Annotated in this window: 17 protein-coding genes and 1 tRNA gene; 6 read left to right on the forward strand and 12 right to left on the reverse strand. The window is 70.7% G+C overall.

What is annotated here, in order from left to right:
* Positions 1–328: 328 nt before the first annotated feature.
* Positions 329–1,522, forward strand: a complete 1,194-nt coding sequence (locus ACBR40_RS10785) for an IS481 family transposase (RefSeq protein WP_371248566.1) — start codon at positions 329–331, stop codon at positions 1,520–1,522.
* Positions 1,523–1,602: 80 nt separating this feature from the next.
* Here ACBR40_RS10785 and ACBR40_RS10790 read toward each other — a convergent pair whose 3' ends face one another.
* Positions 1,603–2,865, reverse strand: a complete 1,263-nt coding sequence (locus tag ACBR40_RS10790; protein ID WP_371248683.1) for an IS256 family transposase — start codon at positions 2,863–2,865, stop codon at positions 1,603–1,605.
* An 84-nt stretch (positions 2,866–2,949) separates the two neighbouring features.
* Positions 2,950–3,023, reverse strand: a tRNA-Arg gene (locus ACBR40_RS10795).
* 162 nt (positions 3,024–3,185) lie between these two features.
* Here ACBR40_RS10795 and ACBR40_RS10800 point away from each other — a divergent pair.
* Both ACBR40_RS10800 and ACBR40_RS10805 read left to right on the forward strand, forming a co-directional pair.
* The gene (locus tag ACBR40_RS10800; RefSeq protein WP_371248567.1) at positions 3,186–3,974 is read left to right on the forward strand and encodes a phosphotransferase; all 789 of its coding nucleotides are present in this window, start codon (positions 3,186–3,188) and stop codon (positions 3,972–3,974) included.
* A complete protein-coding gene (locus ACBR40_RS10805; RefSeq protein WP_371248568.1) occupies positions 3,958–4,944 on the forward strand; it encodes a cobalamin biosynthesis protein in 987 nt (328 codons plus the stop codon). Before ACBR40_RS10800 ends, ACBR40_RS10805 begins: the two co-directional genes overlap by 17 nt.
* A 31-nt stretch (positions 4,945–4,975) precedes the next feature.
* Here the strand turns inward: ACBR40_RS10805 and ACBR40_RS10810 are convergent, their stop codons facing one another.
* The 4 genes from ACBR40_RS10810 to ACBR40_RS10825 all read right to left on the reverse strand — a co-directional run bounded on the left by ACBR40_RS10810 (position 4,976) and on the right by ACBR40_RS10825 (position 7,745).
* Positions 4,976–5,209: a hypothetical protein gene (locus tag ACBR40_RS10810; RefSeq protein ID WP_344206735.1), complete on the reverse strand. Its 234-nt coding sequence runs from the start codon at positions 5,207–5,209 to the stop codon at positions 4,976–4,978.
* Between the two features lie 83 nt (positions 5,210–5,292).
* Positions 5,293–6,096, reverse strand: coding sequence for an exodeoxyribonuclease III (locus ACBR40_RS10815; protein WP_371248569.1), 804 nt, complete (start codon positions 6,094–6,096; stop codon positions 5,293–5,295).
* 45 nt (positions 6,097–6,141) lie between these two features.
* On the reverse strand, positions 6,142–7,116 hold the full coding sequence (locus ACBR40_RS10820) for an inositol-3-phosphate synthase (protein ID WP_371248570.1): 975 nt from the start codon (positions 7,114–7,116) through the stop codon (positions 6,142–6,144).
* 8 nt (positions 7,117–7,124) lie between these two features.
* Positions 7,125–7,745, reverse strand: a complete 621-nt coding sequence (locus ACBR40_RS10825) for a hypothetical protein (protein WP_371248571.1) — start codon at positions 7,743–7,745, stop codon at positions 7,125–7,127.
* Between the two features lie 18 nt (positions 7,746–7,763).
* On the opposite strand from ACBR40_RS10825, the gene ACBR40_RS10830 reads away from it, so the two are divergent.
* The gene (locus ACBR40_RS10830) at positions 7,764–7,943 is read left to right on the forward strand and encodes a hypothetical protein (RefSeq protein ID WP_091078907.1); all 180 of its coding nucleotides are present in this window, start codon (positions 7,764–7,766) and stop codon (positions 7,941–7,943) included.
* Here the strand turns inward: ACBR40_RS10830 and ACBR40_RS10835 are convergent.
* Complete coding sequence (locus tag ACBR40_RS10835; protein WP_371248572.1) at positions 7,919–9,478, reverse strand: ABC transporter substrate-binding protein; 1,560 nt, start codon at positions 9,476–9,478, stop codon at positions 7,919–7,921. The two genes, ACBR40_RS10830 and ACBR40_RS10835, sit on opposite strands and share 25 nt — an antisense overlap.
* Positions 9,479–9,686: 208 nt before the next feature.
* On the opposite strand from ACBR40_RS10835, the gene ACBR40_RS10840 reads away from it, so the two are divergent.
* Positions 9,687–11,543 (forward strand): nitrate- and nitrite sensing domain-containing protein, encoded by a 1,857-nt coding sequence (locus ACBR40_RS10840; protein WP_364453422.1) that lies wholly within the window; start codon positions 9,687–9,689, stop codon positions 11,541–11,543.
* A complete protein-coding gene (locus tag ACBR40_RS10845; RefSeq protein WP_329590998.1) occupies positions 11,536–11,892 on the forward strand; it encodes a DUF742 domain-containing protein in 357 nt (118 codons plus the stop codon). The genes ACBR40_RS10840 and ACBR40_RS10845 overlap by 8 nt, the downstream gene beginning before the upstream one ends.
* Here ACBR40_RS10845 and ACBR40_RS10850 read toward each other — a convergent pair.
* The 5 genes from ACBR40_RS10850 to ACBR40_RS10870 are packed head-to-tail and all read right to left on the reverse strand — an operon-like array spanning position 11,870 to position 16,984.
* Positions 11,870–12,784 (reverse strand): ABC transporter ATP-binding protein, encoded by a 915-nt coding sequence (locus ACBR40_RS10850; protein WP_371248573.1) that lies wholly within the window; start codon positions 12,782–12,784, stop codon positions 11,870–11,872. The genes ACBR40_RS10845 and ACBR40_RS10850 overlap by 23 nt on opposite strands.
* On the reverse strand, positions 12,781–13,518 hold the full coding sequence (locus ACBR40_RS10855; RefSeq protein WP_371248574.1) for a dipeptide/oligopeptide/nickel ABC transporter ATP-binding protein: 738 nt from the start codon (positions 13,516–13,518) through the stop codon (positions 12,781–12,783). The genes ACBR40_RS10850 and ACBR40_RS10855 overlap by 4 nt, the downstream gene beginning before the upstream one ends.
* Positions 13,515–14,345, reverse strand: coding sequence for an ABC transporter permease (locus ACBR40_RS10860; RefSeq protein ID WP_371248575.1), 831 nt, complete (start codon positions 14,343–14,345; stop codon positions 13,515–13,517). The genes ACBR40_RS10855 and ACBR40_RS10860 overlap by 4 nt, the downstream gene beginning before the upstream one ends.
* Positions 14,342–15,358 (reverse strand): ABC transporter permease, encoded by a 1,017-nt coding sequence (locus ACBR40_RS10865; RefSeq protein WP_344206725.1) that lies wholly within the window; start codon positions 15,356–15,358, stop codon positions 14,342–14,344. Before ACBR40_RS10865 ends, ACBR40_RS10860 begins: the two co-directional genes overlap by 4 nt.
* 3 nt (positions 15,359–15,361) lie before the next feature.
* The gene (locus tag ACBR40_RS10870; protein WP_371248576.1) at positions 15,362–16,984 is read right to left on the reverse strand and encodes an ABC transporter substrate-binding protein; all 1,623 of its coding nucleotides are present in this window, start codon (positions 16,982–16,984) and stop codon (positions 15,362–15,364) included.
* Between the last annotated feature and the right edge of the window lie 8 nt (positions 16,985–16,992).

Genomic DNA, 16,992 nt, shown 5'->3' on the forward strand with positions numbered 1-16,992 from the left:
ACGGCAGGACCCCGGGACACCTCGGGGTCCTTTCGCCGTTCCGGGCCTCGAAACTCCCACGCCGACCTGGGGAAACGCGGCTGCGAGCATTCCGCGTATGTTCCGCGAGCAGTGGCACAGGGCTGCTTTCGGGGGCCTCCCGCTGCCTACGAAGCAACCGGGGCGATCATGCAAAGGCCAGGTCAACCCATGGATTGCCTGGTCTTGGTTGCGCGCCCTGCAGTGTGCTGGTTCAGGACATAGGAAACCCATGTCGCGAGACATAGGAAACTTCAACAGAGTGTGTCTCGGGACATAGGCAACCACCGCGATCAACAGCGTGGGCGGTGTGTCCAAGGCCAGAGTTGTCATCACCGCGGTTGTCGTCGAGGGCCGCTCCCAAGCAGAGGTCGCCCGCGCCTACGGGGTGTCCAAGGGCTGGGTGTCCAAGCTCGTCGCGCGCTACCGGGCCGAGGGCGAGGCGGCGTTCGAGCCCCGGTCGCGACGCCCGCGCACCTCGCCGAACGCGATCGACACCGGCACCGTCGAGCTGATCGTCCGGCTGCGCAAGGAACTGGCCGAGCAGGGACTGGACGCCGGCCCGGAGACGATCACCTGGCACCTTGCCCACCACCACGGGCGGACGGTGTCGCGGGCTACCATCAGCCGCTACCTCACTCGCCGCGGCCTGGTCGTGCCCGAACCGAAGAAACGTCCCCGCTCGTCCTACATCCGCTTCCAAGCGGCGCTGCCGAACGAAACCTGGCAGGCCGACTTCACCCACTACCGCCTCGCCGGCGGCAGTGATGCCGAGATCCTGTCCTGGCTGGACGACCACTCCCGCTATGCCCTGTCGGTGACCACGCATGCCCGCGTCACCGGCCCGATCGTGCGCGACACCTTCCGCCACGCGGTCAAGGTGCACGGCGTTCCGGCCTCCACCCTGACCGACAACGGGATGGTGTTCACCACCCGACTGGCCGGCGGCCGCGGCGGCCGCAACGCCTTCGAACACGAGCTACGCCGCCTGCACGTGCGGCAGAAGAACTCCACGCCCAACCACCCCACCACCTGCGGCAAGGTCGAACGCTTCCAGCAGGCCATGAAGAACTGGCTCCGCGCCCAGCCCCGCCAGCCGGCCACCCTGGCCGGCCTGCAGATGTTGCTCGACCGCTTCTGCGACGCCTACAACCACCACCGCCCGCACCGGTCCCTGCCGCACCGCGCCACCCCGGCAGCGGTCTACGCCGCCTCGCCCAAGGCCCTGCCCGACGGCAGCCGCGACGCCGACACCCACGCCCGCGTCCGCCACGACCGCATCGACCCCTCAGGAGTGGTCACCCTGCGCGTCAACGGCCGGTTGCACCACATCGGCATCGGACGAACCCACGCCCGAACCCACGTCATCCTCCTGATCGACGACCTGCACATCCGCGTCGCCAACGCCGTCACCGGGGAACTCCTGCGCGAGCTGATCCTCGACCCCGCCCGCGATTACCAACCCCAGGTAAGCCCGAACAAGACGAAACCCCCGAACCCGTAGGTTCGAGGGTTTCCGATGTCTCGAGACATCACATTGCGCGGGAGTGTCAACTTAACGGCTGATCTTGGTTGTTGAAGTGTTCAGAGGTTGGCAGGGGTGAGGCGGCCTTCGAAGGCGATCTGGAAGGCGTTCAACGGTGCCTTCCAGCGCATGGTCCATCTCTTGCGGCCCTGCCCGGTGGGATCGAGGCTCATCAGCGCCATGAACACGCACTTCAGGGCGGCGGTCTCGTTCGGGAAGTGGCCGCGGGCCCGGACGGCCTTGCGGATGCGGGCGTTGACGCTTTCGATGGCGTTGGTGGAGCAGATCACCTTGCGGATCTCGACGTCGAAGGCCAGGAAGGGCACGAACTCGGCCCAGCTGGTCTCCCACAGACGCACGATCGCCGGGTACTTCTTCCCCCAGGTCTCCGAAAACTCATAGAACCGCTCCAGCGCCGCGTCCTCGGTCGGGGCGGTGTAGACGGGCTTGAGCGCACGCGCGATCTTGTCCCAGTCCTGGCGGGATGCGTAGCGGAACGAGTTGCGCAGCAGGTGGATCACACAGGTCTGGACGATGGTGCGGGGCCAGACCGTCTCCACCGCCTGCGGCAGGCCCTTGAGCCCGTCGCAGACCAGCATGAGCACGTCGTCCACGCCGCGGTTCTTCAGCTCGGTCAGTACCGCCAGCCAGTGCTTGGCGCCCTCACCGCCGTCGCCGGCCCAGATGCCCAGGATGTCGCGGTGCCCTTCGACGGTGACGGCCATAACCAGGTAGATGGGCCGGTTGGCGACGTGACCATCTCTGATCTTGACGTTGATCGCGTCCACGAACAAGACCGGGTACACGCGATCGAGTGGCCGGTTCTGCCATTCGGCCATGCCGTCCATCACCTTGTCGGTGATGGTGGAGATGGTCTGCTTGGACACGTTCGCCCCGTAGACCTCGGCCAGGTGGGCGGAGATCTCCCCATGCGTGAGGCCCTTGGCCGACAGCGACAGGACCATTTCGTCCACGCCGGACAGCCGGCGCTGCCGCTTGCGCACCAGCTGGGGCTCGAAGGTGCCCGCCACATCGCGCGGCACCCGCACCTCCACCGGGCCGACGTCGGTCACCACGGTCTTGGCGCGGCTGCCGTTGCGGCTGTTGCCGCTGTTCTTCCCGGCCGGGTCGTGCCTGTCATAGCCCAGGTGATCGGTGATCTCGCCTTCCAGGGCCGACTCCAGCACCCGCTTGGTCAGCTGCTGCAGCAGCCCGCCCTCACCGGTCAGCTGCAGCCCCTCACTACGGGCCCGACTCACGAGCATCGAGATCAGCTGCTCGTCCGTCATCGAGCGGTCCGGCTCGACAGGCAGTTCGTTCATCGACAGCGACTCCACGGCGGTCTCGGACATCAAGCGTCTCTTCCTTGATCATCAGATCCGCCGTTAGTTTTACAGTCCCCATTGCGCGCCCTGCAGGATTCGAACCTGCGACCGTCGGATTAGAAGTCCGGTGCTCTATCCAGCTGAGCTAAGGGCGCTCCCGCCTTATTGTGCATGATCCGGCGACTTGTCACGCACATGTTTTGGTTGTGTCAGGAAGGGCGGCGGGTCGGGGCCGGTGGGAGGGGGTGAGCGGAAAGTCCGATCGCGGGCGGAAACTCCAGGCGGGGGCGGGGTGGGAGGGTCTAAGCTGTCGTGGCATGGTCGCGACGGTCCTGCATGAGATTCCCCTGCAGGGCGGGGACGTGACTGACGGCGTGGTGCGGGTCGGTGACACCGTGCGGAGACCGGTCAGTACGTCGACTCCCGCCGTACACGCGCTGCTCCGGCACCTGGAGGCGGCCGGGTTCGCGGGGGCGCCCCGGGTGGTCGGGAGCGGGATCGACGGGTACGGGCGGCAGGTGCTCAGCTATCTGCCCGGCGTCACCGGGGTGCGGGCGGCGAGCGTTCAGAACGAGGCGCTCGGGCGGTTGGGCGGGCTGCTGCGGGACTATCACGATGCGACCCTCGGGTTTCCGCTCCGGATGGAGGGGTGGGAAGGCGGGTCCAACGATGATCGGGCGCCGGAGGTCGTGGGGCACTGCGATCTTTCGCCGGCGAACGTGGTGTTCCGGGCGGACGTGCCGTACGGGATGATCGACTTTGATCTGGCGCGGCCCACCACGCGGTTGTTCGACGTGGTGACGACCTTGCGGCACTGGGCGCCGCTGGCGGATCCGGTCGATCGGCATCCGTTGTTACGCCATGTCGACGTGGGTGAGCGGGTTCGGATCTTCTGCGACGCGTACGGGGTGCCGGCGCGCGAGCGGAGGCGGCTGGTCGAGGTCGCACGGGTACGGTTCCAGCGGTCCTACGCGGTCATGCGGAGCCGGGCGGCCGTGGGCGGCGGCTGGGGCCGGATGTGGGCCGAGGGTGCGGGGGAACGCATCCGGCGTGCGGTGGCATGGCTGGATGTGCACGAAGATGAGCTTCATGCCCATTTGGTGTGATCGTGGTGATGGTGAGGGAAACGCGCGTGAGCTTGGGTTGGGGCTTGCGGCTGGGGTGATGCTCGACCGGGTCATCGGGGATCCGCAGAGTGCGGGGCATCCGGTGGCGGTGTTCGGGCGGGTGGCCGGGCAGGTCGAGCGGGTGCTCTATCGGGATTCCAGGGCGGCCGGCGTGCTTCATGTGGCCTTGTGCGTCGGGGGTGCGGTGGCTCTCGGTGTGGTGATGGCACAGGCCGGTCGAGGGCGAATCTCGTCGGTCCTCCGGGTGGGGAGTGTGGCCGGGGCGGCGTGGGCGGTTCTCGGGGGGACGACGCTGGCCCGGGAGGGCCTGCACATGGCCGAGGCGCTGGAGGACGGGGATCTGGAGCGGGCCAGGAAGCGGCTGCCCCACCTGTGCGGGCGGGACCCGTCCGGACTCGGGGCGGAGGAGCTGGCACGGGCAACCGTCGAGTCGCTGGCCGAGAACACCTCCGACGCCGTCGTGGCGCCGCTGTTCTGGGGGGCGGTCGCGGGGGTTCCGGGGCTGCTGGGGTACCGGGCGGTCAACACGCTGGACGCGATGGTCGGGCACAAGTCGGAGCGGTACCTGCGGTTCGGGTGGGCGGCGGCGCGGCTGGACGACGTGGCCAACTACGTTCCGGCGCGGCTGACCGCGCTGCTCACGGTGCTGGCCGGGCCGGATCGGCGGGGGGCGTGGTCGGTGGTGCGGCGGGACGGGCACCGGCATCCCAGCCCGAACGCCGGGCGGTGCGAGGCCGCGTTCGCCGGGGCGCTCGGGGTGACGCTGGGGGGCACCAACGTGTACGGGAGCAGGGTCGAGCATCGGCCGACCATGGGAGACGGGCCGCGGCCTGACGTGGCGGACATCCGGCGGGCGGTGCGGTTGACGCGGGCGGTGAGCATGGGGGCCGCGGCGGGGGCGGTTGTTCTGGCGGTCTGGGCCCGGCGACTCCGGCCTTGGTCCCGGTGAAGCCCCCCTCCCGGTGAAGCCCCCCGCTCGCTCACATCACGCGGTTGAGGTTGAACACCAGCCACACGATGAAGGCCGAGATCACCGTGATCCCGATCATCGCCTTCGCGGCCTGGTGGGCGGAGACCTTTCTGGCGGTGACCTGTCTGGCGCTCTGCTTCCAGACCTGCCGCATGGTGATCATGTTCTGGTAACGACGGCCCAGGGCGAAAAGGGCCACCCCGAGGAGGATGAACAGAATGACGCGACCGTCCGGTGTTCCCATGACGAACCCCCTGTGACCTCGGTGAACGTGCTGCCCCCGAACCAGGTGAGAACACAGAATACTCGGGCAATAGCGATTTGTAATCAAGATATCGGGTCGAGATCCACAACGATCGGCGCGTGATCGGAAGGACCTTTCCCCTTACGCGCCTCGCGGTCCACATAAGCCGACCTGACCCAGCCGCTCACGTCCCCGCTCGCGTACACGAGATCGATCCGCATCCCCTTGTTCTGGTGGAACATCCCCGCCCGATAGTCCCAGTACGTGAACGGATGCGGCCCCTTCATCGGCGTCGGCACCACGTCGTGCAGCCCGAGCGCGCGCAGGGCGGCGAGCGCGTCGCGTTCGGCGGGGGTGACGTGCGTGGCGCCGACGAACAGGGCCGGGTCCCACACGTCGGCGTCGGTCGGGGCCACGTTGTAGTCGCCGCAGGCCACCAGCGGCCCGGACGGCAGCTCGGCGGCGAGGGCGTCGCGCAGGGCGGCGAACCACTCCAGCTTGTACGCGAAGTGGGGCGAGTCGACGGCGCGGCCGTTGGGCGCGTACAGCGACCAGACGCGCAGCCCGCCACAGGTCGCGCCGATCGCGCGGGCCTCGGGGCGGGCGGCGCCGACTCCGGCGAGCTCGCCGAAGCCTGGCTCGCCGGGGAAGCTCAGTGTCACCTCGTCCAGGCCGACCCTGGACAGGACCGCGACGCCGTTCCACCGGCCGTCGCCGTGGGCCGCGGCGGCGTAGCCCAGCTCGCCCACCTCGGCGGCCGGGAACGCCTCCGCGGGACATTTGGTCTCCTGCAGGCAGAGGACGTCCGGCTCGGTGGCGGCCAGCCAGTCGAGGAGGCGGGGCAGCCGGGCCTTGACGGAGTTGACGTTCCAGGTGGCGAGACGCATCCTCCTAGCCTGCCACCGGACTACGCCTGCCAACGGAACGCGCGCTCACACCGCCTTCATCAACGCGGCGGACGGCTCGCGGAGCAGACCGCCGACGCCCTGGTCGAGCGCGGCCTTGGCGTGCCGTACGGCGTCGAGCGCGTTGCCGGCCGCGCTCGGCGAGTCCTCGACGACCATGCGCAGCTCCACCTCCAGCGGCGAGCCGCCGAAGCCCTCGCCGTCGAGCCGGATGTAGGCGACCTTGCGGTCCTCGAGGAAGGGCACGTATGAAGCTCCGACGTGCAGCGACCCCGCTCCCGCGCCGGCGGACTTGGTGGCCCGCTTGCTCGCCAGGCGGTCGCCGTCGGTGAGGTTGACGAAGTCCATGTTGCCGCCGCCGAGGAGCTGGTGCCCGCCGGACAGGCGTACGCCGTTGCTGGTGAGCGCGTCCACCAGGGCCCGGTGCAGCAGCGTCGCGCCGAACGAGCTCTTCAGGTCGTCGCCGATGAGCGGCAGCCCGGCCGCGTCGAAGCGGGCGCGCCACTCGGGCGAGCGGGCGAGCACGGCGGGCATGCAGTTGACGAACGCGCACCCGGCCTCGATCGCCGCCCGCGCGTAGAGCTCGGTGGCGCGCTGCGCGCCCGTGGGCAGGAAGTTGAGCACGACGTGGCTGCCGGTCGCGGCGAGGTGGGCGGCGACCTGCCCGGCGGTCGCGGCGCCGCGCGGCTCGACGAGGCCGGCCGAGCCGGGGCCGACGCCGTCGGCGAGCACGCCGTCCACGACCGGCACCCCGAGATGGGGCACGTCGGCGAACCTGCGGGCGTTGTTGGGCGGCGCGAAGACGGCCTCGGACAGGTCGCGGCCGATCTTGGCGGGGTTGACGTCGAAGGCGGCGGTGAAGCGCACCTGGGAGACGGCGTAACCGGCGCACACCGGGTTGGGCAGGCCGGGGGCGTCGCCGTCGCGGTAGTGCTCGACGCCCTGCACGAGCGAGGACGCGCAGTTGCCCACGCCGACGAGGGCGACGTTCACGGTGGACATGTCGGGGCTCACGTCCGTTCGACTCCGATGGTGATCTCGTTGCCGAGGCGGCGGCCGGTCAGCAGCTCCAGGTCGTCGCCACTCCAGAAGCGGCCCGGGTCGTACCAGTTGGGGCGGCGGCCGGCGGGCAGCAGGCCCATCTCCTCGTACGTGACCGCCACGACCTCCGCGCAGTAGGCGCTCTCCAGCGCCATCCCCTGCCGGGCCCGCCACGGGACGCGGCCGCGGAACCAGCGGCCGGCCAGCCGGGCCGTGGAGGGGAACGGCGTGCCGTCCAGCCGGGCGACCGTGCGCAGCGCGGCGTCCTCCATCTCCGGCGTGACCTCGGGTTCGAGCTGGCGCAGCCAGGGGCGCTGGCCGTATCTGCCGACCCACGTGGTGACCGCCGCGCGCAGGTCGTGCAGCTGCACGCCGCGATGGTGCTCGCCGGTCCACAGGTCGGGCAGCGACCGGCCGAGCTCGGCGTGCCACATCATGGGCGGGAGGTCCTCGATCACGATGGCCATGCCCACGTGGTTGACCGGGCTGTTGGTCACCGTCTGGATGGCGCGGTCGGGCACCGAGCGGCCGCGGAAGATCCACAGATCGCCGGTGCGCGTCACCTTGACGGCCTCGTCGAGTGTCAGCACATCGCTAGCCTAGGCACTATGCGCAAGCGGCGGTGGTGGAAGGTGCTCGGGCTGGCCGGGGTCATGGGCGTGGCGGCGACCGGGGTGGTGGTCGCCCGCGCCGAGCGGCGGCGGCGCGCGTACACGCCCGAGGAGATCAGGGCCAGGCTCAAGGAGCGGGTCGAGGGGCAGGATCAGGCCGAGGGCCTCAGGTCGTAGACGAAGACGACGTCGGAGTACGCCGGGTTGTCCACATAGCCCTGGATGCTGCCGAGGTAGGCGCGCTGGTAGTTGGTCACCCACGGCAGCGCCACGGCCGCCCGCTGGTCCAGCACGCGGCGGGTGGCCTGCTCGTACGCCCGCTGCGCCGCGGGCGGGTCGGTCACGGTCAGCTCGGCCACGGTGTCGAGCAGCGCGTCCAGCTCGTCGTCCTTGAGATAGGACAGGTTGAACACCGGCGGCTCGCCGCTGTGGAAGACGTTGCCGAAGTAGGAGTAGCCGTCGGCGTAGTCGGGCCACCAGTACATCACGAAGATGTCCTGGCCGCGCCGCTTGCCCAGCTCCCACTGGTCGTTCCACGGCATGGCGGTGGCCTGGACGGTGACGTTGAGCGGCTTCAGCGTGGCCTCCAGGTGGGTGGCGAGCAGCCGCCAGTCGGTGTCGCCCTCCCCGTACGTCAGCCGCAGCCGCAGCGGCCGCCCGCCGGGCCCGTAGCCGGCCAGGCGCAGCAGCCGTTCGGCGGCGGCGAGGTCCTGCTTGGGCTCGCGGCCGGGCACGTGGCCCATCAGCCCTTCGGGGATGACCCCGCTGGTGGGCGAGCCGGCGCCCTTGAGGTCCTTGATCAGGCCGCGGTAGTCGATGGCCTTCTGTACGGCGCGGCGCACCCGTACGTCCTTCATCGGCCCTTGCGCGGTGTTGAACAGCAGCATCGCGGTCTGGAACGACGGCCGCTCGGAGGTGCGCACGCCCGGCGTGGCCGACGCCCTGGAGAACAGGCGGGGGTTGAGCCGCTCGACGAAGTCGGCCTCGCCGCGCTGCAGGAGCTGCCAGGCACGGTCGGGGTCGGGCACGACCCGGTACTTGACCATGTTGTAGTGGGGTTTGTTCCACCCGCCCCAGTACTTGTCGTACGCCTTGAGCGTGAGCTCCTCCTCCTTGTCCTTCTGCCACCGGGCCACGGTGTACGGCCCGGTGCCGGCGTCCCTGCCCTGCTGGAACCAGGCGGTGAGGTCGGGGGCGGCCTTGGTGTCGTAGATGTAGGCGGCGTACCCGGCGGAGGCGACCAGGTCCAGCGGCACCGGGTACTTGAGCGTGAACGTCACCGTGGACGGCCCGTCGGCCCGGATCGAGGAGACGGCGTCCCAGATGTAGGAGGCGCCGGCCTTGGTGGCCATCGTGCGCTCGATGGACGCCTTGACCGCGTCGGCGTCGAGCGGGCGGCCGGTGTGGAAGGTCACGCCGGCGCGGAGGTTGAACGTCCAGGTGCGGCCGTCGGCCGAGGCGCGCCAGGAGGTGGCGAGGCGCGGGGTGGACTTCTTCGTCACGGGATTCCAGAACGTGAGCGTCTCGTAGATGTTCTGGAAGGCGATGAGTTCGTTGGAGTAGGACTTTCCCGGGTCCCATTCGGTGATGACGTCCAGATTTCTCACCTGGACGAACGTCGACTCGCCCGCGGGGGCGCGGGCCGGCTCGGGAGGTGAGGAGCAGGCCGCGAGGAGCGCCAGCGCGGCGGCCGCGGCGAGACGACGGCGCAACGCATCTCCCTCTGTCAGCGACCTCTCAGCGACGTACTCGGGAAACCTACTCCAAGATCATGAAGACCGGCGGCACGTGCCCAAAAGTCCCGAAAAATTGGGCAATTCAGTGATCGCGTTGCTATTCTCAGGGCCTGTCCCGTCCAGGGTTGCCACCAGGGGACCAGGACCGGAGTGAGGTGCCATGGGTCGTAGCCGGACGATCCGCATGAAGATCATCGGACTGCTGCTGGTGCCACTGGCCTCCATGGTGGTGTTGTGGGGAGTCATCACCGCCGTCACGGCGACCGAGAGTTTGGAGCTGCGCGAATACAAAACGGTCTGGACGAACCTGCGCCTTCCCGCGTACAAACTGATCAGCGAGATTCAGCGTGAGCGTCTGGTCTCGGCGAAGCTCCTGCGCCACACGGCCGGCCCCGCCGCCGTGGCCGCGCAGCGCAACCGCACCGACGCGGCAAGGGACACGTTCCGGCAGCTCTCCAGCACATCCAAGAACCGATCGGAAGAGATCCGCACACAGGTGGACGCGGTGGACACGCAGCTCGACAGGCTCGACGCGATCCGAGGAGAGATCGACGCGGGCCTGTCCGACCGTCTGCACACCGTGGAGTCGTACAGCGCGATCATCGACACGATCTTCAGCCTGCACCGGCACGTCGCCCTCATCGACGACATCCCCATCTACGAGCAGTCGCGCGTGATCATCGACCTCGGCTTCGCCAAGGAGCTGCTGACCAGGGAGCAGGCCATCGCGCTCGGGCCGGTCACCGAGACCGAGCGCAGGCTGTTCACCCAGATCGTCGGCAACCGGCGCTTCCTCGTCGACCAGTCGCTGAGCGAGCTCGACCGGCCGCTGCGCGACGCCGACGTCTCCCTCATCTCCTCCCCCGCCTACCAGCGGATGCGGATGATGGAGGACCAGATCATCGCGGGCCGCACGCCCAAGAGCTGGCTGGCCACGACCGAGGCGCTGGCGAAGTCGTTCCAGGAGTCGCTCATGCGGGCCAGCGCGACGCTGAACGCCCGCGCCGAGCCGATCGCCGACGAGGTGCTGCGCCGGGCGTTCATGCTGGCCGGGCTCTGCCTGGCGCTGGTGGTCGTGTCGATCGCGTTCTCGCTGCGGATGGGCAACCGGTTGTCGAAGGAGCTGGGCGCGCTCCGGCTGGCCGCGCTGGAGGTCGCCCAGGAGCGGCTGCCCCAGGTGGTGGCCAAGCTGCGCAAGGGCGAGACGGTCGAGCTGCCCGAGGTGTCGGTGCCGAGCACCACCACCGAGATCGACGACGTCGGGCAGGCGTTCTCCACCGTCCAGCAGACCGCCGTCGAGGCCGCGGTCGGCCAGGCGCAGCTCAGGGAGGGCGTCCGGCACGTCTTCCGCAACCTGGCCAGGCGCAGCCAGGCCCTCCTGCACCGCCAGCGCATCCAGCTCCAGGACATGCAGCACCGGGCGACCGAGCCGGACGCCCTGGAGGACCTGTTCAAGCTCGACCACCTCACCACCCGCATGCGCCGCCACGCGGAGGGCCTGATCATCCTGTCCGGCGCCATCCCGGGCCGCGGCTGGAGCAGGCCGGTGCCGCTGCTCGACGTGGCGCGCGGCGCGGCGGCCGAGGTGGAGGACTACCAGCGGGTCACCGTCGAGCCGATGCCGGCCGAGCGCCTCGCCGGGCCTGTGGTCGGCGACGTGATCCACCTGATCGCCGAGCTCATCGAGAACGCGACCGTCTACTCCCCCGACAAGACGCAGGTCATCGTGCGCGGGGAGAAGGCCGCGCGCGGCTTCGTCTTCGAGGTCGAGGACCGCGGGTTCGGGATGAGCCCCGAGGAGCTGGCCGAGTACAACGAGCGGCTGGCCAGCCCGCCCGAGTTCGACCTGGCCGACAGCGACCGGCTGGGCCTGTTCGTCGTCTCCCGCCTGGCCGCCAGGCACGACATCCGCGTGACGTTGCGCGGTTCACCATATGGAGGGACCACCGCGATCGTGTTGATCCCGGAAGAGCACGTGGCAGAGCCCGAGGCCCCCGCCGAGGAGCCCAGACGCCCCATGCGGGTGGTGCGCAGTGAGTGACGAGCGCTGGCTGGACGAGGACGCCGGTCCGATCGTCCCCGCCTATCTGCTGACCCGGGGCCGTACGGTGCCCGCGAGCGAGGCCATCGACCTCATCGCGGTGATCATCACCGCCGGCGGCCTCACCGCGCCCGTGGGCCTCGGCCCCGAGCACCTGATCATCCTGCAGAAGTGCACCAAGCCCACCCGCCTCGTGGACGTGGCCGCCGAGCTCAACCTGCCCATCGGCGTGGTCCGCGTGCTGGTCGGCGACCTGTACGCGCAGGAACTCGTCCAGGTCGAGCACCCGCCCCCCGCACCGGACGCGAAGGTCCTGCTGGAAGTCATCAGCGGCCTGAAGGCCCTCTGAGCGGAGGCTGCCCGAGGACGTCCGCCGCGCGGTGACAGGCCGCCTGGCGGCCGTCCGTGACCTCGCGGAGCTCCGGTGTGCGCTCGCACTCCGCGACGGCGAGGGGGCAGCGCAGCCGGTACGGGCAGCCGGTCGCCGCCGGCACGGCCTCCGTGCGGCCGGTCGCGGCCGGTGGCGGCCCGCCGAGGCGGGGGACCGCGTCGCGCAGGGCCAGCGTGTACGGATGCGCCGGCCGGGCCAGCAGCTCCGCCGTCGGCCCCGACTCCACCACCCGGCCGGCGAACAGCACGTACGAGGTCCGGCACAGCCGCCGCACGACCGCGAGGTTGTGCGTGATGAGCAGCCGCTCGGCGTCCAGCCCGGCGAGCAGGTCGAGGATCCGCGCCTGGACCGTCACGTCGAGCGCGCTGGTCGGCTCGTCGAGGATGAGCAGGCGTGGACCGACCGCGAGGGCGCGGGCGATCACCACCCGCTGCCGCTGGCCGCCGGAGAGCTGGTGGGGCCGGCGGGCGGCGAGCGCCGGGTCCAGGCCGACCTGTTCCAGCAGCTCCCCCACGCGGGCCCGCTCGCGGCGCGGCAGCGCCTCGGCGACGGACGCGCCGATCTGCATGCGCGGGTCGAGCGCCTCGGCCTGGAAGACGGGCTGGACGTCCTTCCTGAAGCTGCGCGGGTCGGCCTCGCGCAGCGGCCGGCCGCCGTACACGATGTCGCCGGACATCGGCTTGAGCAGGCCGAGGAACGCCCGCGCCAGCGTCGTCTTGCCCGACCCGCTCTCCCCGATCAGGCCGACGCCGCCCTCGGTGAGGTCGAGGCTGACATCGTGGACGACGGGGTGGACGACGGGGCGCCCGCCGTACCCGAGGGTGACGCGCTCGGCCCTCAGCATGGTCATGGCAGCGCCTCCAGCAGCTCGCGCGTGTACGGATGGGCCGGCGCGGCCAGCACCGCCGCGGCCGGTCCCGACTCGACCACCGCGCCGTCCTTCATCACCAGCACCCGGTCGGCGATCGTGGACACCAGGGCGAGGTCGTGCGAGACGAGCAGGAGCGCGAGGCCGCGTTCGGCCCGCAGCCGGCGCAGCACGGCGACCACCTCGGCCTGTACGGTCACGTCGAGCGCGCTGGTCGGCTCGTCGGCGAGGACGACCTCCGCGCCGAGCGCGATGGCGAGCGCGATGGCGAAGCGCTGGGCCTGCCCGCCGGAGATCTCGTGCGGGTAGCGGCGCAGCAGCCCGGGGTCGAGCAGCACCGCCCGCATGGCCTCGGCCATGGCCGCGTCCGTCGCCTCCCTGCCGTGCAGCCGCAGCGCGCGGCGCATGAGGACGCCGAGCCGGGTCGCGGGGGCGAGCGCGGCCTGCGGCGACTGGATGACCAGCGCCGCCCGCGCGCCGCGCAGCTCGCGCAGCCGGCGCGGCGGGGCGGTCATGACGTCCACGCCGCAGACGGTGACGCGGCCGCTCACCTCGGCGTCGGGGAGGAGGCCGAGCAGCGCGAGCAGCGTCGTGGACTTGCCCGATCCGCTCTCCCCCACGATCGCCACGCACTCGCCCGCGCCCACATCGAGCTCGGGCACGTCGGCGACGACGCGTCCGGCGTAGCTCACCCTGAGCTCGCGCACCTCGATCACTTGACCACCCTCCGCGGGTCGAGCGCGTTGCGCAGCCCCTCGCCGAGCACGTTGAACGCGAACGCCGTCACCAGGATCGCCAGCCCCGGGAAGGTCACCATCCACCAGCTCGTGGTGAAGTACGTCTGCCCCTGCTGCACCATGAGCCCCCACTCGGCGGTCGGCTCCTGCGCGCCCAGCCCGAGGTACGACAGCGCCGCCGAGGTCAGGATCACCCCGCCCGCGTCCAGCGACATCTGCACCAGGACGGGGGTGAGCGAGTTCGGCAGCACGTGCCGCAGCACGATCAGCGGCGCGGGCACGCCGAGGCAGCGGGCGGCGTCCACGTAGCCGCGCGTCGCGATCGAGGCGGCCGTGGAGGCGGCCAGGCGGGCGTACCAGGGCCACCAGGTCACCGCGATGGCCAGCACGACCGTGTTGACGCTCGGCGGCAGCACGACCGCGAGGGCCAGCGAGAGCAGCAGCGCGGGGAAGGCCAGGAACACGTCCGTGATCCGCATGATCACGTCGCGCGCCCAGCCGCCCGCGTAGCCGGCGACCATGCCGAGCGTCACCCCGGCCGTGGCCGAGACCGCGAGCACGGCGACGGCGATGAACAGCGAGGTGCGGGCGCCGTACAGGATCTGGCTGAGCACGTCGCGCCCGACGTTGTCGGTGCCGAACCAGTGGGCGCCGCTCGGCGGCAGCAGCGACTCCAGGGGCCGGGGGTCGGCGTCGTACGGCGCCAGCCAGGGCGCGAGGACCGCGGCCAGCACGAGGAGCACGACGACGGCCGCGCCGAGCGCGGCGAAACGGTCGGGGATCCTGGGCAGCCAGCGCCGCCTCATCGGGCCCTCACCCGGGGGTCCACGACGCCCTGGAGCAGGTCCACGACCAGGTTGGCCAGCGTGTACACGAGCGCGACCAGCAGCGTCACGCCCGCGATGGCCGGGGTGTCGCGCGCCTTGATCGACTCGGCGGCGTAGCGGCCCAGGCCCGGCCAGTTGAAGACCGCCTCGACCAGGAAGCCGTTGACGATCGAGTACGCGAACACCAGCGCCACGATCGACAGCACCGGCGCCAGCGACGGCCGCAGCGCGAACCTGGTCAGCACGGCCGTCTCCCCGAACCCGAGCGCCCGCTCCATCCGCGCGTGGTCCTGGCCGGACTCCTCGATGAGCGCCGCCCGGGTCATCTGGGCGATGACGCCGGTGGGATAGGCGGCCACGACGAGCGCGGGCAGCACCAGGTGCTGGAGGGTGCTGGTGAGGATGGGCCAGTTGCCGGTGATGAGGGCGTCGACGACCGTGATGTTGGTCCAGAGGGTGAGCGGGCTCGTCGTGTCGAGCGAGGAGTCGTACTCGCCGGCGATCGGGAACCAGCCCAATTTGCTCGCGAAGACCAGTTGCAGGGTGAGCGCCAGCCAGAAGACCGGCACGGACACCGCGAGCATGCTGGTGAAGCGCACGCCGAGGTCAGGCAGCCGCCGGTTGTGGCGGGCGGCGAGCACACCGACCGGGACGCCCACGACGATCGCCAGCGCCAGCGCCGCGCCGACCAGCTCCAGCGAGGCCGGGAAGGCGAGGTAGAGGTCGTCGCGGACCGGCTGGCGGGTGCGCAGGCTGGTGCCCCAGTCGCCGGTGAGCAGGTCGCGCACGTACGCGACGAGCTGCGCGGGCAGCGGGTCGTCCAGCCCGAACCGCTCGCGGACCTCGGCGAGCTGCTCGGGCGTGGCCTTCGGCCCGGCGTAGGCGACCGCGGGGTCGCCGGGCACGAGCCTCATGACGGTGAAGGTGAGCACGACCACGCCGGCCACGACCAGGAGGGCCTGGCCGAGCCGGCGGGCCAGATGGCGTGCCATGGGTCAGGCTGCGCGCTTCAGGTCGTAGAAGAAGACCACGTTGGGATAGGCGGGGTTGTCCACATATCCCTCGACGTCCGCGGAGAGCGCCCGCTGGTAGGTCTGCACGTACGGCACCGCGACCGCCGCCCGCTCCTCGATGATCTTCCGCTGCAGGTCCTGGTAGGTCTCGTCGGCGCGGACCTGGTTGGTGGCCGTGAGCTCGGGCAACGCGTCGATGCCCGCGTCGATCTGCGCGTCCTTCAGGTACGACAGGTTGAACTGCGGCTCGTCGGCGCTCTTGAACACGTTGAGGAACCAGGAGTAGGCGTCCGGGTAGTCCGGATACCAGTACATGACGAAGACGTCCTGGCCGCGCTTCTTGCCGAGGTCCCACTGCGCGTTCCAGGTCATGGGCCGGGCCTGGAGCGTGACGTTGAGCTTCTTGAGCGCCGAGCTGAGCAGCGTGACCAGGAGCTTCTGGTCGTCGTCGCCCTGGGCGTAGGTGAGGCTCAGCTTGAGCTCGGGGTTGTCGGGGCCGTAGCCGGCCTCCTCCAGGAGCTGCTGGGCCTTGGCCAGGTCCTGCTTGGGCTGCATGCCGGGGACGTGGCCGAGCAGGCCGTCCGGCACCAGGCCGCTGGCCTTCTGCCCGGAGCCCTTGAGCGCGGCCACCAGGCCGTCGTAGTCGATGGCCGCCTGCAGCGCCTTGCGCACCCGCTCGTCCTTGGCCGGGCCGGAGGCGGTGTTGAACAGCACGAGCAGGTTCTGGAACGACGGCGACTGCGAGGTGCGCACCCCGTCCGTCGCGCCGGCCTGCTGGAAGAGCTGCGGGTTGAGGCGCTGGACGAAGTTGACCTCGCCCTTCTGCAGGAGCTGCCAGGCGGTGGTGATCTCCGGGGTGACGCGGAAGGCGACCTTCTTGTACTGGTCGGGCTTCCATCCGCCCCAGTAGTCCTCGTACGCCTTCAGCGTGAGCTCGGTCTCCTTGCCCTTCTGCCAGGTGTCGATGGTGTACGGCCCGGTGCCGGCGTCCTTCTTGCCGTCGGTGTCCACGGCGCCGACGTCGTAGATGTAGGCGGCGTAGCCGGAGGAGGCGATGAGGTCGAGCGGGGCCGGGTACTTCAGGGTGAACTTGAGCGTCTTGTCGTCCAGGGCGTCGATCTTGTCCACGGCGTCCCAGATGTAGGCCGCGCCGCCCTTCTTGTCGATCGTCCGCTCGATGGCCTTCTTCGCGGCCTCGGCCGTCAGCGGCTTGCCGGAGTGGAAGGTGACGCCGGGGCGCAGCTCGAACGTCCACTCCTTGCCGCCGGCCCCTGCGGTCCACTTCAGCGCGAGGCGCGGCTCGGCCTTCTGGGTCCGCGCGTCGTAGCGGGTCAGGCCCTCGTAGATGTTCGACAGCGCGACGATCTCGTTGGAGTAGGACGTCGCCGGGTCCCAGTCGGTGACGACGTCGAGGTTGGGGACGTAGACGAACGTGCTGTCGTTCGCCGGGCCGTCGGACGAGGCACTCCGGCTCTGGCCGGTGCCGCTCTGCTGGGGCGCGGGTGTGCCGCCGGCGCCGCGCACCTGACCGCCCGCGCAGGCGGACGCGGTCAGGGCGAGGACACCGGTCACACCGGCGACGAGCAGACGCTTGTGCCAGCGCATGTGGGGGG

The organism is Nonomuraea sp. AD125B (genome assembly GCF_041402765.1).
Classification (GTDB): Bacteria; Actinomycetota; Actinomycetes; order Streptosporangiales; family Streptosporangiaceae; genus Nonomuraea; species Nonomuraea bangladeshensis.